Genomic DNA, 20,695 nt, shown 5'->3' with positions numbered 1-20,695 from the left:
CCGCGACTACTGATGAGTCCAACACATCCTTTTCATGTGATCGATCGTGATGCACGATTGATCGCATGGAGCTCCAGCAGATGCGCTACGTCGTCGCGGTCGCCGAGACGTCGAACTTCACGCGGGCCGCGGAACGCTGCCACGTCGTGCAGTCGGCGCTGAGCCATCAGATCAAGCGGCTCGAGCACGAGCTGGGTGCCGCGCTCTTCGCGCGCACCAGCCGCCAGGTGCGCCTGACGGCGGCGGGTGAGGCGTTCCTGCCCGCCGCCCGGCAGGCGCTCGAGGCCGCCGAGCGCGCCGCGGCCGACGCGGCTGCCACGGTCGGTGAGGTGCGCGGGCGGCTCAGCGTGGGCGCCATCCCGACGGTCGCCGCCGTCGACGTGCCCGCCGCCCTGCGTGACCTGCGCCGTCGGCACCCGCAGGTGCGCGTGTCCCTGCGCACCGGCCCGAGCGAGCTGCTGACGACCGACGTCGCGGCCGGGCGGCTCGACGTGGCGTTCCTGGGGCTGCCCAGCTCCGCCCGGCCGAGCGGCGTGCACCGCCACGAGCTGGCGCGCGACCGCCTGGTCGCCGTCCTCGCCCCGGACCATCCCCTGGCGGGCGCGGAGGGCCTGGCCCTCGCCGACCTCGCCGCCGAACCGTTCGTCGACTTCCCGTACGGGTCGGCCGGCCGGGCCCAGACCGATCAGGCCTTCGCCCGGGCAGGCCTCGGCCGCGACGTCGCCTTCGAGGTCACCGACGCGCCCCTCATGGCGCAGATCATCCGGCACGGGCTGGCGATCGGCTTCCTGCCCGGTACCTATCTCCGGCGAGCGCCCGAGCTCGGCGGGCTGGCCACGGCCACCGTCACCGATGCGCCGAGCCGCATCGAGTACGTCGTCTGGGGCAAGCCCGGGCCCACCCCGGCGACGCGCGCGTTCCTGACGGCGATCGGGCTCCCGACGGAGCAGGGCGGCGGGCGCTAACCTGCCCCCATGATCGTGTGGCTCAACGGACCGTTCGGCGGCGGCAAGACCACCACGGCGGCGGAGCTCGACGCCCTCCTGCCCGAGGTGGTCGTGTTCGACCCGGAGCAGATCGGCGGAGTGATAGCCCCCACCCTGGGCGCCGTCGAACCAGTGCCGGACTTCCAGGACTGGCGCCCGTGGCGCGAGCTGGTCGTGGCGGCCCTGGTATCGCTGGACCGCTACACGGACCGCACGGTCGTCGCCCCGCAGACGGTCGTCGTCGAGCAGTACTGGAACGAGATCATGTCAGGTCTGGCGGCCGCCGATGTCGAGGTGCGCGCCTTCACGCTGGACTCCACCCCTGAGGAGCACGAGCGGCGGATCGCCGGCGACACCGTCACCTCCGCCACGCTCGAGGAGATCAAGATCCACGACGGTTCGGTCGGCTGGCGGCGGCACCGAGCCGCCGACTACCGCGCGGCCCTCCCCTGGCTCGCCGAGCGCACCGAGGTCATCGACACGACCCTGCTGCGCCCGGCCGAGGTCGCCAAGGAGATCACGGGCCGCATCGGCCTTTCGGCGACGCCGTCGTGACTACGGAACCACCTCGATCGCCACGGTCACCGTCTGGTTCCTGGCCCGGTTCGTCTCGTCCGTGTTGGGGTACGGCGGGTCGACGTCGCCCGCGCTGGCCACGTCCACGGCGCTCAGCGGGATCCCGCTAGCCGACGAGATCACCTGCGCCGCCGCGAGCGCGCGGGCCAGGCCCACCTCGGCGTTGTCGAGGTAGCGGCTCCCCGGCACGGGCGCCGTGTCGCTCGTGTGGCCCACCACGGTCACCTCGACGTCGGCGAGGTCACGGAGCCGGCCGGCCAGGCCGGTCAGCGTGTCGGCCCCGCTCCGGGACGTCTCGGCGCCGCCGGCCTCGAACACCGGGTCGTGGAACGTCACGAGGACGGATCGCGCGTCGAGCGTCGTGGTCCATCGTGGGTCCCCCAGCGCGTCCCGCACCTCCCGTAGAGCTGCCTCGCGCGACGTCGTCCCTTCCGCGGTCTCCCCGTCCGACGGCGGCGGGGTCGCCGTACGGATCTGGTTCAGGTCGTGCCTCAGCTGTGCGAGCTCCTGGGCCACGGCCGGATCCGCCTGCTGGTCGGCGGGACGCGACGCGAGCGCCCACCCGGTCGCCACCCCTCCACCCGCGAGCAGCAGGCAGGCCGCGGCGGCGCCCAGCACGAGGCCGCCGCCGGTGCGTTTCCCGGACCAGATCGCGCGGATCCGGCGGCGCCCGTCGAGGGCTCCGGCGTGCTCGGGGTCCAGGTGCTCGACGCGCGCCCAGCAGGCGTCGGCCTGGGGCAGGTCGCCGCGCTGAGCGTGCACGCGGGCCAGCAGGTCGAGGACCTCTACGTCGTCGCTGTCCTGACCGCCGACCGTGTCGAGCAGGCGTCGTGCGGCGTCGTACCGGCCGGCCCGCGCGTGCGGCGCGGCGTCGGTCACCACGGTCCCGACCGCGGCAAGATCGGGCCCGGCAGAACCAGCGCTCTCGACCACGGCGCTCACTGCCCGCCCCCGTTACCCAGGAGCCCGTCCCCGAGGATCGACGGCGTGCTGCCGCCCCCGCCGCTCCGGTCCACGAACCGGTCGAGCCTCGCGTTGACACCGGTGAGCCGGTTCAGGTCGCCGGCGGCGACCGCCGAGCGACCGTCGCCGAGGAGGCGCTGCACCTCCCGGCGCGGGTCGCCGTCCAGCTCGCTCTCCAGGGCCGCGAACCGGATCAGCGGAAGCTGCCCGCTGTCCTCGAACACCCGGATCGCGATGGACCGGACCTCGTTGGTCCGCCGCTCGATCACCGTCCGGTTGCCGTCGGCGATGGCGTCCTCGAGCTCGGCCTCGGCCCGCCTGAGCTCGTCCGTGTAGCGGCCGTCGCCGGCCTCCGCGACGACCTCGTTGGCGATCCCCTGCGCCTCGCGCCCCTCCTCGACGACCTTGGGCAGCTCCAGGAGCTCGTCGACCTCGTCGAGGGCGGAGTCGGCGTCGAGCAGCCGTGCCTGGCAGGTCGCCGTCGCGTCCGGGTCGGCCTCGGACTGCCGCAGCAGCCGGTCGATCTCCTCCATGACCCCGTCGGCGTCCAGCCGGTCCAGCCGGGCCAGCGCCTCGGTGGCCCGGATCTGGTCACCCTGGCTGCGCAGCTCGTGGTACCTGGCGTCGAGTGCCGCGCGGGCGGCCCGCAGGTCCGCGAGATCGGGCAGCACCGTCCGGACGAGGTCGACGTCGATCGCGAACTCGGCGTCGAGGAACGGGATGTACGCCTCGGCCTGGATACCGAAGCTGCTGTCGACGCGCACGACCACCTCGACCTCCGTGCCCAGGGGCAGGTCGCGTTCGATGTCGTCCGAGCGGACGACGAGCTGGCCCACCACGGTGTTGCGGTCGGCGCGTGCGTGCTCCCCCGACAGGATCGGGATGCGCAGCAGGCCGGCGCCGGACCGCCGGTCGACCGCCTGCGTGGTCCGCAGGCCGTTGAGGCGGCCCGTGCTCGGCAGCTCGGTGTTGCGCCGGACCAGCGGCGCCACGGTGTTGTCGATGAGGCCGACGCCGAGCGAGTGGCTCATGGTCGGCGCGCCGCCCATCCCGCCGCTCTTGCGCTGGAAGGTCAGGCTCGCCTGGTCCGTGGCCAGCTCCGTGCCCGCGGGGTCGTGCACGGTGACCGTGAACGAGTGCGTCGCGATCTCCGGGGCCCTCAGACGTACGGAGAACGACCCGTCCTGACGTAGCGCCACGGCCCCCGTGGTCCACGGGGGCATGGTCGTCGTGTTGCGGACCTCGACGGTCCCGCCGGTCCAGTCGGCGACGCCGTCCGCCTGGACCCGGCCGCCGAGCAGCGGGTCGGGGTCCAGCCCGGCTGCCGAGTACTCGAGGTTCAGCCGCGCGCGGCCCGGGGCGGCCGGTGCCGCCGCCCGCACCTCCCGGGGGATGCGCTGCGTCGCGGCGTAGATCGCCGCGCCGCGCGCGACCACCGTCATCGGGTCCAGGCTGAAGTCGAGCGGGATGCCGAGGCCGTCGGCGGGGTCGGCCAGCATCTCGCGCACCAGCGCGAGCTGGGACGACCCGCCGACCAGCAGCAGCCGCTCGAACGCCGAGGTCGGGATCCCGCTCTCGGACAGCGACTGGCGGCACAGCCGGATCGAGCTCGCCACCAGCGGCCGCGCGATGTCCGCCAGGTCGTCGCGCGTCAGCTCGCAGTAGAACTCGACGTCGCGGCCGGCGTCGACCCTGATCTCTGCCTCGATCTCGGCTCTCTCCTGCTGCGACAGCTCGACCTTCGCCGCCTCGGCCAGGCGCTTGAGCTGTGCGAGCACACCCCGGTAACGGGGGTCGTCCACCGTGACGTCGGTCAGGCCGTGGTCCTGCTGCAGCCGGGGCAGCAGGTAGTCCTCGACGATCGCCCAGTCGATCCGCTTGCCACCCAGCGAGTTGTCGCCCGCGTGGTTGACCACCATGAACTCGCCGTCCTCGATCTTCACGACGGCGGCGTCGAACGTGCCACCACCGAAGTCGTAGACCAGCCAGAACCCCTTGTCCGGCGCCTCGACGTCCGCCGTGTACGCCCAGACGGCGGCGGTGGGCTCCTGCAGCAGGGGCGCGGCCCTCAGGCCGGCGAGCTCGGCGGCCCTGCTGGTGGCAGCCGTCTGGTCCGCGGTGAACGCGGCAGGCACGGTGATCACCGCGGTCTCGATCGGCTCGCCCGTGCGCCGTTGCACGTCGAGGCGCAAGGACTTGAGCACCTCCGCCGACATCTCCTCGGGCGACAAGGTGCGGCCCGACGCCTCGAACACCTTGTCCTGGTCGCGGCGGCCCATGCGGAGCTTGAACTCGGCACACGCGTTGTCGGGGTCGGACACGACGCGCGCGCCGGCCTTCTGCCCGACGAGCACGCTGCCCGTGCGGCTCACGTACACCGCCGACTGCGTGAACTCCAGGTTCTGGGCGTTGCGGACCACCTCGGCGCTCGCGCCCTTCGCCTCGGCGACGGCGCTGTTGGTGGTGCCGAGGTCGATCCCGATGTCGATCGTGTCACGCATCGTCCTGTCCTCTCGTCTCAGCGTGTGCCGGCTCCGCGTCCGACCTCTCCGGTACAGCCACGATCACTTCCCCCTCCTGGATGATGCGTCCCGCACGGCGGACCGAAGGGCGGACCGTCTCGACCACCGTCTCCTCGGTGACGTCCGGGTCGTCCTGGTAGGCCAGCACGCGCAGGTCCATGCCGACGTCGAACCGCAGCCCGTCGTGTCCCTCGACCTCGATCCCGGCCCGGACCAGGCGGTCGTCCGCGGCGGCCAGGTACCGGTTCGCCCAGCGCACGGCGCGCGGCGGGTCCTGCTCGGCCCCCGGGCCGTCGACCTTGTTGCGGGCCCGCCAGAGCTCCGTCACCAGGCCCGCCACCACGTCGTCAGGCAGGTCCCCGGGCAGGTCTCCCGGCGGAGTGCCGGGCTGCGGCTCGGGCAGCGCGTCCGGCGGCTCCGGCGCCGTCGGCCGGGAAGCAGCGGCCGACGCCGGATCGGCCACTGAGTCGGCCGACGCCGGGCCAGCCGCCTGGCCGGCCGGCATAGGGTCGGCCACCGGGTTCGAGGCCGGACCCGAAGGCAGGGCGGGCGGCAGGATCCGGAACTCGGCCGGGAACCGGTGCTGCCGGGACCAGGCCGACAGGCTGCGGGCGCCGGGCCGGCGTCGTGGTGCGGCGTTCACCCATCCACTCCTTGCGTCGGTTGTGACGTGCGTCGGTCGTGACAGAGGTTGTGACAGCGGTCGTGACAGCCTCATCGGGTCCGGGAACCGGAGACGCCCTGGAAGGACTCGACGACCTGCGCGACCAGGCCCACCGCCATGAACGCGCCGAAGATCGCGATCACGACGGACCAGACCGGCCCGAGCCCGATCACGTCGCGCACGAAGAACCAGGACGCCACGCCGCCGATCACGAAGAAGAAGAGCAGCGGCGCACAGCCCAGATTCGGTCCCGAGGCGGCCGCACGCCGCGCCTCGAACCCCTCGATGTCCGCGATGTTGTTGTCCAGGAGCATGGTGACCGACGGCGACGACGCCAGGGCCCGGGCGTCGCGGAGCAGGTCCAGGACGGGCTTGGTCGACAGGGCCGCCGGTGCCGTCTCCACGTAGAAGTTGACGAACCCGAGCACGCAGTTGTTGACGGTGCGCGCCACCTCGTCCCGGCAGGCGTCGACCACGTCGTCGTCGTTCCCGAGGACCGCCGCGCAGGTCGCCAGCGCCGACGCCGTCTCGTCGAGCAGCGCCGACGCCGCCGAGAGCCCGTCGGACGGGGCGGCCCCCCACGCGCTCTCGCAGGCGCTCCGCACCCGGGTCGTGGCGGGCTCGACCGCGGCGCGGGCGACGTCACGCACCAGTCTCGGCTCGAACCCCCCGCCCTCGAGCGCGGCCATGTGCCCCAAGGCCTCCTCCGGGACCGCACCGGCGGCCCGCACGGCCAGCGTGACGGACACGCCGATCACGTGCTCCGGCAGCCGCTCGCGCAGCGCGCGGAGCACCGCGACGGACAGCCGTGGGTCGTCGATCTCCGCCGCGCGCAGCCGGACCCACTCCCACGTCTCCTCGGCAGCGAACGCCTGCGCCAGGAGGCGCAGGCCCACCTTCCAGTCGCCCCAGGCGTCCTCGTGCGCCACCTTCCCGTCGGGGGTGGTCGCCTCCAGCGCCCGGGAGTGCGCGAACACCGCGTGCTCGTGCCAGCTCGGCTGGTCCGGCCGGACCCAGAACAGCTCGTGCACGAGCCGCGCCAGGGGATCACGCAGCACCTCGAAGGCGGCGCGCAACGCGTCCGGGTCGTCCGACGGCGGGAGCGGCACGTCGCCGTCGGGCACCGGCGTCACGTAGTACGGGTTCTGGGTCTCCTCCCGGTGCCTGCGCACCTGCCGGTTCGACACGTCGGTGGGCAGCCCCGTGACCCGGAACGCGTTGTTCCGGTACAGGCCGTGCCCCTCGAGCGGGCGCAGCACGCGGTCGATGTCGCGCGCGACGTCGGAGGTGATGCTCATCAGATCTCCTCTTCCTCGGACGTACCCCGGTGAGCGTCCCGCCACGCCGTCAGCGCGCTGCCCAGCTCGGCCGCGTCGGAGGGCCGGCGCGTCAGGTCGGGCTCGAGCGCGCCGAGCACGATCCCGGCCAGGCCGGGGTGCACGTCGCGGTTGAGGTCGTGCGGCGAGATCGGCGGCGGCCGGTGCCGGGCACCGAAGATCGTGGCCGGCACGTCCTCGTACGGCAGCAGGTTCGTGAGCAGGAGATACGCGACCGTCCCGACGGCGTACACGTCCCCGGCCGGGGACGCGCCCTGGCCGTACCGCAGCGCCTCCGGCGCCATGAACGCGAGCGTGCCCTCGGAGCTGGTCAGCCCGGACCTGGCCTCGACCCGCCGGGCGAGCCCGAAGTCGCCGACCCGCACCCGCAGCCGGTCCTGGTCCTGGTCGTACCCGACCAGGACGTTCCACGGCGTGATGTCGCGGTGCACTATGGGCGGGTCCGACCGGTGCGCCACGGCGAGCCCGGCGCAGAGCTGCACGAGGATCTCGACCGCGTCGTCGACCGGGACGGACCCTGCCGGCCGCGAGCGCCGGTAGTCGTCGAGGTTGCCCGCCGCCACGTACTCCATGGTGAAGAAGCCGCGGTCCCCGGCAGGCGTCGGCACCGTCCCGGCGTCGAAGAGCCGCACGATGTTGGGATGGCCGAGCTTGGAGAGCAGCGTGGCCTCGCCGAGCATCCGGCGCGTCTCGGCCAGCGTGCCGACCCGCTTGAGCACCTTCATGGCCTGCCGTCCCAGGAAGCGGTGCCGCACCCGGTAGACCTCGGAGTAGGCGCCCTGGCCGAGGTAGCGCTCGATCTCGTACGTGTCGCCGATCTGGCTGCCCTCGGTGAGCAGGCGCATCCGGTCTCCCTCCGACGACGTCTCGCTCGCACGGGTCTGATCGACCGAACCGTCGCAAGCGCGGCCCGGGACCCCTCCCGAGGTGGGCTAACGACGAAGCCGTCGATACCCTATCGCCGCAATAGCGTGGATATCCGGCATTTCACTCCGCGCCGTAGAAGACCCGCTCCATCACCCCGCGCGCCCGCCGGGCGAGTCGCAGGTACAGCTCCTCGAGCTCCGGTCCCGTGCCGACGTCACCGAGCAGGCGCGCCAGCCCGGTCAGGGCGTGGCTGTCGTGCGGCAGCATGTCGACGCCGGAGCCCGTGGTCCGCCCGGACCAGAGCACGATCGCCGACCGCAGCCGCGACGCGAGCCGCCAGGCCTCCAGCAGCACCTCGGCGTCGTCGTCCGTCAGCAGGTCCGCGTCCCGCGCCGCCTTCAGCGCGGCGACGGTGCCGGTGGTTCGCAGGCCGGGCACCTCGAACGCGTGCTGGAGCTGCAGCAGCTGGACCGTCCACTCGACGTCGGAGACCCCGCCGCGGCCCAGCTTCAGGTGCCGCGCCGGGTCCGCGCCGCGGGGCAGCCGCTCCGACTCCACGCGCGCCTTGATGCGTCGCACCTCGCGCAGCACCGCGGCGTCCGGGCCTCCCTCCGGGTAGCGCAGCGGGTCGATGAGCGCGGTGAACCGCGCGCCCAGCGAAACGCCGCCCTCGGCGCCGGGGCCCAGGTCGAGGTCGCCGGGGCCGGCCGCTCCGCCGTCCGACAGCAGGGCAGCGACCGCGCCTTCCTCCGGGCCGCCCGCCGCGACCACGCTCAGCGTGCCGGACAGGGCTCGCGCCCGCAGGAGCGCCTGCGCCTCCCAGGGCGACGACCAGCGGCCGTAGTACTCCACGTAGGACTTGAAGGACCGCACCAGGGGCCCGTTGCGGCCCTCCGGCCGCAGGTCCGCGTCCACGGGCAGGCCGGGCTCGGGCCCGACGGCGGAGAGGATGCGCCGCAGGTTCTTCGCCACGGTCAGGGCGTAGTCGTTGGCCTCCTTGTCGGGCGCGCCGCCGACCGCCTCGTACACGAACATGACGTCGGCGTCCGAGCCGTAGCCGAGCTCCTGGCCGCCGAGCCGGCCCATCGCGACGATGAGCAGCCGGGCGGGCTCGTCCCCGCGGGCGACCCCGCGCTCGGCCCGTGCGTCGTGCTCGGCGATGCGCAGCCCGCCCGCGAGGACGACGTCGGCGGCGTCCGAGATGGCCCTGGCCGCCGAGACCGGGCCCAGCGCGCCCAGCACCTCGGCGACGCCGGTGCGCGCCAGCTCCCGCCGCCGCAGCGCGCGGAGCGCGACGGTCGCGGCGTCCACCTCCTGCGCGCGGCCGAGCAGCGCGTCCGCCTCAGCCGCCAGCCTGCGCACCCCGCGGGGCGCCAGCGAGTCGGACTCCGCGAGCCAGCGCACCGACTCCGGCGACCGCCCGATCGCGTCGGCGAGATACCGCGAGGAGGAGAGCACCTGCGCGAGCCGCGACGCCGCCTCGGCGGAGTCGCGCAGCAGCCGCAGGTACCAGTGCGTCGAGCCGAGGGTGTCGGACAGCTTGCGGAACGCCAGCAGCCCCTCGTCCGGGTCCGCACCCTCGGCGAACCAGCCCAGCAGCACCGGCAGGAGCTGGCGCTGGATCGACGCCCGGCGCGAGACGCCGTCGGTCAGGGCCTGGACGTGCCGCATGGCACCGGCCGGGTCGCGGTAGCCGATCGCGGCGAACCGGGCCATCGCGGCCCGCGGCGCGAGCGACGCCTCGCCGGTCGACAGCAGCGCCGTCGCGGGCAGGAGCGGCCGGTAGTAGACGGCCTCGTGCAGGTCGCGGACCTCGCGCCGCACCGAGCGCCACGTCTTGACGAGGTCGTCGGCGCCGCCCTGGCCCAGCCCGCGCGCGATGCGGCGCAGCTCGGCCTCGGAGGTCGGCATGAGGTGGGTGCGGCGCAGCCGGAAGAGCTGGATCCGGTGCTCCAGGGCCCGCAGGAACCGGTAGCACTCCCCCATCCGGCGGGCGTGCTCGCGTCCGACGTAGCCGCCGCGCGACAGCGCCGCGAGGGCGTCGAGCGTGGTCCGCGACCGGATGTCCTCGTCCGCGCGCCCGTGCACGAGCTGCAGCAGCTGGACGGTGAACTCGACGTCGCGCAGGCCGCCCTTGCCGAGCTTGACCTGCCGGTCCGCCTCGGCCACCGGCACGTTGTCCTCGACGCGCTTGCGCATCGCGCGGGCGTCCTCGACGAAGTTGGGCCGCTCCACCGCCTGCCACACCAGCGGCCCGACGGCGGCCACGTACTCCTCCCCCAGTGCCAGGTCCCCCGCGACCGGGCGCGCCTTGAGCAGCGCCTGGAACTCCCACGTCACCGCCCACCGCTCGTAGTACGCGACGTGGCTGGCCAGCGTGCGGACGAGCGGCCCCTGCTTGCCCTCGGGCCGCAGCGCCGCGTCGACCTGCCACAGCGCGGGCTCGGCGGACGGGCCGGAGCACACCTGCGCGAGCCGCCCCGCGAGCCGGGCGGCGACCCGCAGGGCGTGGTCCTCGTCGCACGCCGGTGCGCCGTCGGGCAGCAGTCCCGGCTCGGCGACGTAGATCACGTCGACGTCCGAGATGTAGTTCAGCTCCCGGCCACCGGTCTTGCCCATGCCCAGCACCGCCAGGCGCACGCCGACGGCGTGGTCCTCCTCGTCGGCGCGCGCGATCGCGAGCGCACCCTCCAGCGCAGCCGCCGCCAGGTCGGCGAGCGCTGCGGCCACCGCGGGCAGCACCACCATGGGGTCCGGCGCGGTGACGTCGGTGGCCGCGATCCGCAGCAGCCGCGCCCGGTAGGCCCGGCGCAGCCGGTCGGTGTACGACGGCGGTCCGCCGTCCGCGGGTGCCGGACCGTCGGCCGGCACGCTGGTCCCCGCGACGGGCTCGGCCGACTCGGGGTCCGCGTCGATCGCCCGCAGCAGCTCGGCGCGCACCGCATCGGCCGGCACGCCGGTGCCCGGGGTGCGGTCGCCGATCAGGTCCAGCAGCGCGGGGTGCCGCACCAGCTCGTCGCCGAGCGCCGAGGAGGAGCCCAGCACGCGCAGCAGCCGGGCGCGCGCGGACGGCTGGGGCGCCTCGCCGTCGTCCGCGTCGCGGGACTCCGCCGGCTCACCGTCGGGGACGGCGAGGACCGGGCGCAGCCGGTCCGGGGCGGCGGCAGCGAGCCGGACGAGCTGCAGCAGCGCGAGGTCGGGGTCGGCGACGACCGCGAGCGCCCGCAGCAGCGCGGCGTCCGCCGGCGCGAGCTCGACGGCGCCGCGGTCCGGTCCGGCCGCGTGGTCCGCTCCCCTGGCACCCTTCGGTCTGCTGTCCAGGACCGACACCAGGTCGGGATCCCGCCACAGCGAGGCCGAGCGGGTGAGGTCGGCGAACCCGGCCCGGATCAGGTGGGTCGTCAGGGTCTCGGGTCGGCGGCTCTGCACCCCCTGACCCTACGACGCGAGCGCCCTCTGCCGAAGTAGAACTCTGGCGAAGTAGAACTCTGGCGAAGTAGAACCCGGGCGAGGCTGCGGTTCTATCTCGCCAGGGTTCTACTTCGGCGCGGCGGTCAGAGCTGGAGGAAGCGCTTGATCTCGAACGGCGTGACCTGGGCGCTGTACGCCTCCCACTCCTCGCGCTTGTTGCGCAGGAAGTAGTCGAAGACGTGCTCGCCGAGCGTCTCCGCGACGAGCTCGGACTTCTCCATGAACTGGATCGCCTCGTCCAGGTCGCGCGGCAGCGGCGCGATGCCCAGGGCGCGCCGCTCGGCGGCCGTGAGCTCCCAGACGTCGTCCTCCGTGTGGTCGAGGAGGTCGTAGCCCTCCTCGATGCCCTTGAGGCCGGCGGCCAGGAGCACCGCGAAGGCCAGGTAGGGGTTCGCGGCCGAGTCCAGCGCGCGGTACTCGATGCGTGCCGAGTTGCCCTTGCCCGGCTTGTACATCGGCACACGGACCAGCGCGGACCGGTTGTTGTGGCCCCAGCTCACGTAGCTCGGGGCCTCCTGCCCGCCCCAGAGCCGCTTGTAGCTGTTGACGTACTGGTTGGTGACCGCGGTGATCTCGCCCGCGTGCACCATGAGGCCGGCGATGAACTGGCGTGCCGTCTTGGACAGCTCGAACTGGGCGCCCGGCTCGTGGAACGCGTTGCGGTCGTCCTCGAACAGCGACACGTGGGTGTGCATGCCGGAGCCCGGCTGGTCGGCCAGCGGCTTGGGCATGAACGACGCGAACACGCCCTGCTCCAGCGCCACCTCCTTGACGACCGTGCGGAACGTCATGAGGTTGTCGGCGGTGGTCAGCGCGTCGGCGTAGCGCAGGTCGATCTCGTTCTGACCCGGGCCTGCCTCGTGGTGCGAGAACTCGACCGAGATGCCCATGGACTCGAGCATCGTGATCGCCGCACGGCGGAAGTCGTGCGTCGACCCCCGCGCCAGGTGGTCGAAGTACCCGCCCTGGTCCACCGGCTCGAGCGTCGGGTCGCCCTTGGTCATCTGGTTGAAGAGGTAGAACTCCACCTCGGGGTGCGTGTAGAACGTGAACCCGCGGTCGCTCGCCTTGGCGAGTGTGCGCTTGAGCACATTGCGGGAGTCCGCCAGCGACGGTTCGCCGTCCGGCGTCAGGATGTCGCAGAACATGCGCCCCGTGCCGTGCCGTTCACCCCGCCAGGGAAGTACCTGGAAGGTGGTCGGGTCGGGCTTGGCGACCATGTCCGCCTCGAAGACCCGGGTGAGCCCCTCGATGGCGCTGCCGTCGAAGCCGATGCCCTCGCTGAACGCCGACTCCAGCTCTGCGGGCGCCACCGCGACAGACTTGAGCACACCGAGCACGTCGGTGAACCAGAGCCGGATGAAGCGGATGTCGCGCTCCTCGACCGTGCGGAGCACGAACTCCTGCTGCCTGTCCATGGGCCCATCTTGCACTAAACCTGTTACAGGCGCGTGTACCGGGCATGGACGACCGGCCGTAGGCTTTCCTGCGGCACCGAGGCCGCCCGAACCACAGGAGGACCATGTCCGCCCACACCTCACCCACTCAGGGTCCCAAGAGGGTCCGTGTGCACCACCTGGCGGAGGCCAAGGCCCGAGGCGAGAAGCTCGCGATGCTCACCGCGTACGACGCGGTGACCGCCGCCATCTTCGACGCCGCCGGCATGGACATCCTGCTCGTGGGTGACTCCATCGGGAACGTCATGCACGGCCACGCCACCACCATCCCGGTGACCGTCGACGACATGATCCCGGCCGCGCGGGCAGTGGCCCGGGCCACCAAGCGCGCCTTCGTGGTGATCGACCTGCCGTTCGGCTCGTACGAGGCCGGACCGCAGCAGGCGCTGGAGACGGCGGTACGGGTCTTCAAGGAGACGGGCGCAGACGCGGTCAAGCTCGAGGGCGGCATCCGCTCGGCGGCACAGATCCGCGCGCTGACCGACGCCGGGATCCCCGTCGTCGCGCACCTCGGCTACACGCCGCAGTCGGAGAACCTGCTCGGCGGGCCCCGCGTCCAGGGCCGCGGCGACGACGCCGTGGAGGCGCTGGCCGCGGACGCGCAGGCCATCGAGGAGGCCGGCGCCGTCGCCGTCGTCCTGGAGATGGTGCCCTCGGGCGTCGCCGCGCGCATCACCGAGATCGTGCGCATCCCGACCATCGGCATCGGCGCCGGACCGCACTGCGACGGCCAGGTCCTGGTGTGGACGGACATGGCGGGCATGACCAGCTGGTCGCCGCGCTTCGCCCGGCGGTACGCCGAGCTGGGCGCAGCCCTGCAGCAGGCCGCGGAGGACTACGTCTCCGAGGTCAAGGACTCCTCGTTCCCGGACGCGGAGCACTCCTTCGAGAAGTAGTTGTCAGACGCACCCGCACGTGTCAGACCTACGGATCACCCGGGTGACCTGTACGTCTGACAGGTGCCCGCGCGTCTGACAGCTACTTCTTGCGCCAGTCCTCGTCGTCCTTCTCCCAGGACTCGTTGCGCGACTTCGCGCTCTCCAGGGCCCGCTGCGCCTCGGCGCGGGTGCCGTACGGCCCCATGAGATGGGTCCAGGAGGAACGGTGCCCCTCCTCGACCTCGCCCGTATCAGTGTTGTACCAGTACTGCTCCCCAGTGCTCATGAGACGATCCTGACATGACTGACCTGGCGTTCGGCATCGACATCGGAGGTTCGGGGATCAAGGGTGCGCCCGTCGATCTCGTGGCCGGCGAGTACGCGGACAAGCGGACCCGCATCCCGACCCCCCAACCGTCCACCCCGCAGGCCGTGGCGGACGTGCTCGCCCAGCTCGTCGACAGCTACCACCTGGCCGACGACGTGCCGATCGGCGTCGCGTTCCCCGCGCCCATGCAGCACGGCGTGGTGCGGTTCATGGCGAACCTCGACCAGTCCTGGACCGGCGTCGACCTGCCCGCGCTCGTGCAGCGCACGACCGGCCGGAGCGTGACCGCGGTGAACGACGCCGACGCGGCGGGCATCGGCGAGGTCCGGTACGGAGCGGCTCGCAACACCGAGGGTGTGGTGCTCGTGGTGACCCTGGGCACGGGCATCGGTTCGGCACTGGTGGTCGACGGCGTCCTGGTCCCGAACACCGAGCTGGGGCACCTCGAGATCGACGGGTACGACGCCGAGTCCCGCGCGGCCGACTCCGCGCGCGAGCGGGAGGACCTGTCCTGGGAGGCATGGACCGAGCGCCTGCAGCGCTACTTCGGCGTCGTCGAGGACCTGCTGTCGCCCGACCTCATCGTCGTGGGCGGCGGAGTGAGCAAGCATCACGAGAAGTACCTGCCGCACCTGCACCTGCGGGCGCCGATCGTTCCCGCACAGCTGCGGAACGCGGCGGGCATCGTGGGCGCCGCGGCGCTGGCCGCGGGGCGCTGACCCGGGTCAGGCCTCCCGCGCCACTGCGGGCTGAGCCGGCTGGGCGAACAGCACGTCGACCCCGAGCATCTCGATGACGCTCCGGACCACCGGCGGCGGGTCCGGGAGGCTGACGGTCAGCCCGTCCTGCGTTCCGTAGGTGTACATCTGCATGAGAAATGCGACGCCCGTCGAGTCCATGAAAGTCACCCTCGAGGTGTCGATCACTACCGACTTCGCCCTCTCCAGGGCATTAGCTATCGCAGCACTGGACTCTCCGCGCAGGGAGACATCGATCTCTCCCCACATACTCACGACACTCGTGCGGGACTGTTCTTCGAACATGATCCCGCCCGTGCGCCCCCTGTTATCGAATTCCGAGTTGCTCACTTGCATCGCCCCTGTTCATTGCTCCCCGACATGGCCGCCGGAACGGGTCGCCCGACCCCCCGGGCAACTCTGGGAGATTGCAACGCCTTCGTCGCGATCACGGGAAGCCTACATCCGTGAAGATCGCAAGTGGAACAGCCGCGGAGGCTTACATTTCCCCCTCAGGACTGGTATAACCCACCATTTCTCCGGCCAAACTGGAACATTCCCCCCGGTCAGACCGGACATATGGACGCTCAGTTGGACAATCGTCCAAGAAAAAGATTCACAAGATTCATTTCTCTGACGATCGATTCGGACCATCCGGCCCCTCTGCCACCCCCGGATTGCGAACGGTCGGTGCGCTTTCCTTCTCCCATGCGTCGAGCTGCATAGTGAGCGCCTTGGCAAGCTCGAAGACCTGCTGCGGAGGAATGCGCACTCGCGACACCACGCGGCCCGGCACCGTTATCGAAGTGACTTCTCCCGACTCGGGGTCGGAGACCGGGCTCGGGGGCTGCTTCACGGCGATGAAGTCCAGGATGAACGACGTCGGCGTGTGCCATACCGAGGCGAAGTCGGCCGGTACGCCGGTCTCCATCTCGTCTGGCACGTCGATCTGGAACTCCTGGGGCAGCTCGTCGGACGACACTAGGGCTCCTCGATTGGCCGGGCGGTTCCCCGACCGTACCGTGGGGCCCGTTGGTGCGACAGTGGAAACGGACTCCGAGGACATATGCATCGCGAGCCGCGTGCACATCACCGAAAAGATGCCGCCTCGATCGCGTCCCCGGCACTAGACTCTCGCGTTCGCTCCCGCGAACACATCCCACACCGACTCCTGGAGGGTCACCCATGCCTGCCGACGCGCCCGAGCTCGCCAAGGAACGAGAATTTCTCGCCGAGGCACGGACCCAGCTCGGCCGGATGCGCGATCGGGTGGCCGCGCTCGACGGCCGCTATGCCGGCGACCCGATCAGCGCGGACGCGCTGGAGGCCGCGCTCGCGCGACGGATGGAACAGCTCACCGACGACCCCGAGATCCCGCTCTTCTTCGGCCGCATCGCCCTCGGGCACAGCATCGAGATCTTCCACATCGGACGGCGCCACGTCTCGGACGCCGACGGCGAGCCGATGGTCGTGGACTGGCGCGCGCCGGTGAGCACCCCGTTCTACCGGGCCACGCCGAAGGAGCCGATGGGCATCACGGCCCGGCGTCGCTACGGCTTCGCCCGCGGCCACCTGACCGGGTTCGAGGACGAGTCGCTGGCCCGGCCGGAGCTGGGCGCCGACGACGGCAGCGCCGCGCACTCGGACATCCTCGAGGCCGAGATCGAACGCCCGCGCACCGGCCCGATGCGCGACATCGTCGCGACCATCCAGCCCGAGCAGGACGTCATCGTCCGCATGCCGCTCGAGCGCACGCTCGTCGTGCAGGGTGCGCCAGGCACGGGAAAGACGGCCGTCGGGCTGCACCGTGCGGCCTACCTCTTGTACGCGCACCGCGACCAGCTCACGCGCCGCGGTGTGCTCGTCGTCGGGCCGAACAAGAGCTTCCTGCGGTACATCCGCGACGTGCTGCCCGCGCTCGGCGAGATCCACGCCAGGCAGGCCACCATCGAGGAGATGGTCGGTACGCACGCGCCGGTCCGCGCCACCGAGGCCGCCGACGTCGCGACGCTCAAGGGCGACGGCCGGATGGCGGAGGTGCTGCGGAACGCCGTCTGGTCGCACATCGGCACCCCGCAGGACACGCTGGTCCTGCCGCGCGGCTCGTTCCGCTGGCGCGTCCCCGCGTACGAGGCACGCGAGGCGATCGAGCAGGTCAGGTCCAGGGACGTGCGGTACGCCCTCGGCGCCGCCCAGCTCCGCCACGCCCTCGCCCACCGGGTCCTCGTCCAGATCGAGGAGACCGGTGACGCGCTCGACGACAAGGCGTGGGACGTGCTGGCCCGCACGAAGCCCGTCCGGGACTACGCGGCGGCGGTCTGGCCCGCGGTCGAGCCGCGCCGGCTGCTCTTCCGGCTGCTCTCCGACCCCGAGTTCCTCGCCGAGTGCGCGGAGGGGATCCTCTCCGGGGCCGAACAGCTCCTCCTGACGTGGACCCGCCCGCCACGGACGCCCGGCTCCGCGCGCTGGACGACCGCTGACCTCGTGCTCCTCGACGAGATCGTCGACCTGCTGGACCGGACGGAGTCGGTGGCGCACATCGTCGTCGACGAGGCGCAGGACCTGTCGGCGATGATGCTGCGCGCCCTCGGGCGCCGCGCCGCGACGGGCTCGCTCACCGTGCTCGGCGACCTCGCCCAGGCCACCACGCCCTGGGCGTCGCGCGACTGGTCGGACGTCCTCGGCCACCTCGCGAAGCCCGACGGGCACGTGGAGCAGCTGACCGCGGGGTTCCGCGTGCCCGGCGACGTGATCGAGCTCGCCGCCCGGCTCCTGCCGAGCATCGCGCCCGGCCTCGAACCGCCGACGGCGGTCCGGCGCGCCCGCGGCCGCCTCACGATCACCGACGCGCCGCTCGACGACGTCCTCACCGGCGTCGCCGGCCTCGAGGGCTCGGTAGGCCTGATCGTGCCCGACGACGCCGTGGCGCACCTCCGCACGACGCTCGCCGCGGCGGGGATCGCCTTCGCCGTCGTCGGCGAGCAGGACGACGAACCACCGGCCCCGGACGAGACCGTCGTCGACCCCGACGACGCCTCCGAGTTCGACGCACACCTGGACCTGGTGCCCGCCTCGCTGGCGAAGGGCCTCGAGTTCGACCACGTCGTGCTGCACGACCCCGCCGCGATCGTGGCAGCCGAGCCGAACCACGCCACCGGCCTGCGGCGGCTCTACGTCTGCCTCACCCGGGCGGTCACGTCCCTCGTCGTCCGGCACGACGGCGACCTGCCGCCGGAGCTGGGTGTCGAGCTCCTGGACGAGCACCTGGTCGGCTGATCGAGCGGCCGCCGCACCGACGCCACGACACCGGCCGAGGGCTCACGACCGAGCGCTTGACCCTGTTCCAGGGACATAGTTTCCACTGGGGCATGTCGGCGGCGGCGTACCGGCCGACGTGCGGAGCGGACCTGAGGAGCGGAGCGAATCGTGGCGTGGAGCACCCGGCAGATCGCGGACCTCGCGGGCACGACGGTCAACACCGTGCGGCACTACCACGAGGCCGGCCTGCTCGAGCAGCCCGAGCGCAGGTCGAACGGCTACAAGCAGTACGGCGTTCCCCACCTGGTGCGGCTCCTGCAGATCCGACGGCTCCGGGAGCTCGGCGTGCCCCTCGCGCAGATCGAGTCGATGGGCCGTGCGGACGAGAACCCCGTCGAGGCCTTCCGGGTGCTCGACGCCGAGCTCGCGGCGACCATCGAGCGGATGCAGCGAGCGCGGGCCGAGCTCGCCCTGATCATGCGGCACCACGCACCCGTCGACCTGCCGCCAGGCTTCACCTCGGTGGCGAGGACCCTCTCGGAGAGGGACCGGTCGCTGGTCATGATCTATTCGCAGATCTACGACGAGTCGGCGATGGACGACATCCGGCGGCTCGTGGAGGAGCACCCACGCGCGGAGGCGGACGAGGAGTTCGACAACCTTCCGCCGGACGCGGACACAGCCACGCGCATCCGGCTGGCGGAGTACTTCGCCCCGGTCATCAAGCAGAAGCAGGCCGACTATCCGTGGCTCAACGACCCGGCCACCCGTTCCTCGAAGGACGCGGCCACGCTGGAGCACACCATGGTGGAGTCGCTGCGAGAGCTCTACAACCCTGCCCAGCTCGACGTGCTCGCCCGCGCGAACGAGATCATCCACGGCAGGACTCACGAACGGCCCGACGACGAACGGACAGACCAGGAGTGAACCGACGGCTCAGTCCTCGACCGGTTCCCCGGTCGGGTCGTCGGCCGCCGGAGCGTCGAGCCCACGGCCACCGACGGGGTCCGCGCTCCAGCTGATCAGCCGCCAGCCGCCGACGGGGTCGCCCTCGATCTCCACCAGGCCGGTGTTGGCCAGCGCCGACCGCTCGGCGTGGTCGACGTCCACTCCGGTCACCCGCGCCGACACCCACACCCGGATCGCCGCACCGTGCGAGACCAGCACCGCGCTGTCGCCACCTCGCGCGGCGACCTGCGCGACCGCCGCGTCGTAGCGGGCCAGGAACGCCGCGCCGTCCGCGCCACCCGGCATGACGCGGCCGAGATCGCCACGTGCCCAGGCGAAGGCGGTGCCGAGGTAGCGCTGGTGCGCCTGGTGGGTACCGGCCATCTCCAGCTCGCCCGCCTCGATCTCCTGGAGGCCGTCCACGACGAGCGGCTCCAGCTCCCGCGCGCGGGCCAGCGGGGCGGCGGTGAGCGACGTCCGCACCAGCGGCGAGACGGCGATCGCGTCGATCCGACGGTCGCGCAGCGCGTGGGGCACCGCGGCGGCCTGACGCTCGCCGAGCGCCGTCAGCCCAGGGCCGGGGTGTGCGGTGTCGAGGAGCCCGTGCACGTTCGAGGGCGTCTGTCCGTGCCGCAGGAGCAGAAGTCTCATGGGGAGCATTCTCGCCGAGACATCGGGCGGCCGGAGACGCCGTCCCGAACGCGGTGCGGAACAAGGAGACAACGGCAGGGAAAGTTGGGGGGTGTCAACCTCGTATCCGTTCCGTTACTCTTGGGCTCGCTATGAGCCTGACATGTCGCCTTCGTCCCCTGCTTGCCGGTTCCCGGCGCGGTCTCACGCGGGTCGCGCACGGGTCCCCTTCCATCTGAAAGGCCCCCGCTTTCATGGATCCCCAGTCCAGCACGGCCACGTCCCAGGTCCGTCGTGGTCGTCACCGCGCCGCACACCGCCCCCTCCTGACCGCCGTGGCCCAGGCCGCCACCGGCCAGGCCGGTGTGATCACCGGTCGTGGAGCAGTGATCGCCGCGGCAGGTTCCGGCGTCCTGCTGTCCCTGATCGCGCCGCCCGCCCAGGCCGCGCCGTCCACCGAGATCAGCACGTCGCTGACCGGTACGGCGATGAAGGGCAAGCTCAACACGACCGACATCAACGCTCTCGCCTCCCAGGCGCGCCAGACCGTGGCTGCCGCGAACGTCGTCGCGGTCAACCCCACCGCTGAGCTGAAGGTCGAGAAGTCGGCGGTCACCGTCATCTCGGCCGCCGAGAACGAGGCATACCAGGCCGAGCGCGCCGCCGAGATCGCCGCGCAGGAGGCCGAGCAGCGCCGCGCGTCGATCGTGTCCATCGCGATGCGCTACATCGGTGTCCCGTATGTATGGGGCGGTACCACCCCGTCAGGCTTCGACTGCTCCGGGTTCACGTCCTACGTCTTCGCCCAGGTCGGGATCGACCTGCCGCGCACGTCGGCCGCGCAGCGTTACGCCGGGACCGCCGTCTCCTACAGCGAGGCGCTGCCGGGCGACCTGATCTGGTCCCCCGGGCACATCGCGATCTACGCGGGCGACGGAATGCAGATCGAGGCCCCGGTACCCGGCAAGAACGTCCGGTACACGAGCATCTGGCAGTCCGGGCCCGTCTTCATCCGCGTGGGCTGACCCGGTAGACCGATCAGTTTCCGGCTCGTCCTTGCTGGCTAGACTCCC

The 20,695-nt window shown here is 72.3% G+C and carries 18 protein-coding genes; 7 read left to right on the top strand and 11 right to left on the bottom strand.

Features of this window, described 5'->3' with window-relative positions; translation table 11 throughout:
- Positions 1–65: 65 nt before the first annotated feature.
- Together ACNYC2_RS06980 and ACNYC2_RS06975 are read left to right on the top strand one after the other, a co-directional pair.
- Positions 66–965, top strand: a complete 900-nt coding sequence (locus tag ACNYC2_RS06980) for a LysR family transcriptional regulator (protein WP_419706330.1) — start codon at positions 66–68, stop codon at positions 963–965.
- A gap of 9 nt (positions 966–974) precedes the next feature.
- Entirely contained in the window at positions 975–1,541 is a 567-nt protein-coding gene (locus ACNYC2_RS06975; protein ID WP_419706329.1) for an AAA family ATPase, read from the top strand.
- On the opposite strand, the gene ACNYC2_RS06970 is transcribed toward ACNYC2_RS06975, so the two are convergent.
- The 7 genes from ACNYC2_RS06970 to glnA all read right to left on the bottom strand — a co-directional run bounded on the left by ACNYC2_RS06970 (position 1,542) and on the right by glnA (position 12,804).
- Positions 1,542–2,504, bottom strand: coding sequence for an OmpA family protein (locus tag ACNYC2_RS06970; protein WP_419706328.1), 963 nt, complete (start codon positions 2,502–2,504; stop codon positions 1,542–1,544).
- Entirely contained in the window at positions 2,501–5,026 is a 2,526-nt protein-coding gene (locus tag ACNYC2_RS06965) for an Hsp70 family protein (RefSeq protein ID WP_419706327.1), read from the bottom strand. Before ACNYC2_RS06965 ends, ACNYC2_RS06970 begins: the two co-directional genes overlap by 4 nt.
- Positions 5,019–5,690 carry a hypothetical protein gene (locus ACNYC2_RS06960; RefSeq protein WP_419706326.1) on the bottom strand — a complete coding sequence of 224 codons (672 nt, stop codon included), beginning with the start codon at positions 5,688–5,690 and terminating at the stop codon, positions 5,019–5,021. The genes ACNYC2_RS06965 and ACNYC2_RS06960 overlap by 8 nt, the downstream gene beginning before the upstream one ends.
- A 71-nt stretch (positions 5,691–5,761) precedes the next feature.
- Positions 5,762–7,009, bottom strand: a complete 1,248-nt coding sequence (locus tag ACNYC2_RS06955) for a hypothetical protein (RefSeq protein ID WP_419706325.1) — start codon at positions 7,007–7,009, stop codon at positions 5,762–5,764.
- A complete protein-coding gene (locus ACNYC2_RS06950; RefSeq protein WP_419706324.1) occupies positions 7,009–7,893 on the bottom strand; it encodes a serine/threonine-protein kinase in 885 nt (294 codons plus the stop codon). The genes ACNYC2_RS06955 and ACNYC2_RS06950 overlap by 1 nt, the downstream gene beginning before the upstream one ends.
- A gap of 142 nt (positions 7,894–8,035) precedes the next feature.
- Positions 8,036–11,344 (bottom strand): bifunctional [glutamine synthetase] adenylyltransferase/[glutamine synthetase]-adenylyl-L-tyrosine phosphorylase, encoded by a 3,309-nt coding sequence (locus tag ACNYC2_RS06945; protein ID WP_419706323.1) that lies wholly within the window; start codon positions 11,342–11,344, stop codon positions 8,036–8,038.
- A gap of 125 nt (positions 11,345–11,469) precedes the next feature.
- Positions 11,470–12,804, bottom strand: coding sequence for a type I glutamate--ammonia ligase (glnA, locus tag ACNYC2_RS06940; protein ID WP_419706322.1), 1,335 nt, complete (start codon positions 12,802–12,804; stop codon positions 11,470–11,472).
- Between the two features lie 104 nt (positions 12,805–12,908).
- Here glnA and panB point away from each other — a divergent pair, with 104 nt between their 5' ends.
- The gene (gene panB, locus ACNYC2_RS06935; protein WP_419706321.1) at positions 12,909–13,739 is read left to right on the top strand and encodes a 3-methyl-2-oxobutanoate hydroxymethyltransferase; all 831 of its coding nucleotides are present in this window, start codon (positions 12,909–12,911) and stop codon (positions 13,737–13,739) included.
- A gap of 82 nt (positions 13,740–13,821) precedes the next feature.
- Here the strand turns inward: panB and ACNYC2_RS06930 are convergent, their stop codons facing one another.
- Positions 13,822–14,007 (bottom strand): SPOR domain-containing protein, encoded by a 186-nt coding sequence (locus ACNYC2_RS06930; RefSeq protein WP_419706320.1) that lies wholly within the window; start codon positions 14,005–14,007, stop codon positions 13,822–13,824.
- Between the two features lie 14 nt (positions 14,008–14,021).
- Here ACNYC2_RS06930 and ppgK point away from each other — a divergent pair, with 14 nt between their 5' ends.
- Positions 14,022–14,768 carry a polyphosphate--glucose phosphotransferase gene (ppgK, locus tag ACNYC2_RS06925; RefSeq protein WP_419706319.1) on the top strand — a complete coding sequence of 249 codons (747 nt, stop codon included), beginning with the start codon at positions 14,022–14,024 and terminating at the stop codon, positions 14,766–14,768.
- 6 nt (positions 14,769–14,774) lie between these two features.
- Here ppgK and ACNYC2_RS06920 read toward each other — a convergent pair whose 3' ends face one another.
- Positions 14,775–15,092, bottom strand: a complete 318-nt coding sequence (locus tag ACNYC2_RS06920) for an STAS domain-containing protein (protein WP_419707787.1) — start codon at positions 15,090–15,092, stop codon at positions 14,775–14,777.
- Positions 15,093–15,411: 319 nt separating this feature from the next.
- Positions 15,412–15,768, bottom strand: coding sequence for a DUF3467 domain-containing protein (locus tag ACNYC2_RS06915; RefSeq protein WP_116676085.1), 357 nt, complete (start codon positions 15,766–15,768; stop codon positions 15,412–15,414).
- 203 nt (positions 15,769–15,971) lie between these two features.
- On the opposite strand from ACNYC2_RS06915, the gene ACNYC2_RS06910 reads away from it, so the two are divergent.
- Positions 15,972–18,062, top strand: a complete 2,091-nt coding sequence (locus ACNYC2_RS06910) for a HelD family protein (RefSeq protein ID WP_419706318.1) — start codon at positions 15,972–15,974, stop codon at positions 18,060–18,062.
- A gap of 150 nt (positions 18,063–18,212) precedes the next feature.
- Positions 18,213–18,971, top strand: coding sequence for a MerR family transcriptional regulator (locus ACNYC2_RS06905; RefSeq protein ID WP_419706317.1), 759 nt, complete (start codon positions 18,213–18,215; stop codon positions 18,969–18,971).
- Positions 18,972–18,980: 9 nt separating this feature from the next.
- On the opposite strand, the gene ACNYC2_RS06900 is transcribed toward ACNYC2_RS06905, so the two are convergent.
- Positions 18,981–19,643 (bottom strand): histidine phosphatase family protein, encoded by a 663-nt coding sequence (locus tag ACNYC2_RS06900; protein WP_419706316.1) that lies wholly within the window; start codon positions 19,641–19,643, stop codon positions 18,981–18,983.
- Positions 19,644–19,876: 233 nt separating this feature from the next.
- On the opposite strand from ACNYC2_RS06900, the gene ACNYC2_RS06895 reads away from it, so the two are divergent.
- Positions 19,877–20,647 carry a C40 family peptidase gene (locus tag ACNYC2_RS06895; RefSeq protein WP_419706315.1) on the top strand — a complete coding sequence of 257 codons (771 nt, stop codon included), beginning with the start codon at positions 19,877–19,879 and terminating at the stop codon, positions 20,645–20,647.
- Positions 20,648–20,695: the final 48 nt, after the last annotated feature.

It is taken from the genome of Promicromonospora sp. NFX87 (assembly GCF_048564965.1).
Taxonomy (GTDB): domain Bacteria; phylum Actinomycetota; class Actinomycetes; order Actinomycetales; family Cellulomonadaceae; genus Promicromonospora.
This window is presented reverse-complemented; position numbering and strand designations above follow the sequence as displayed.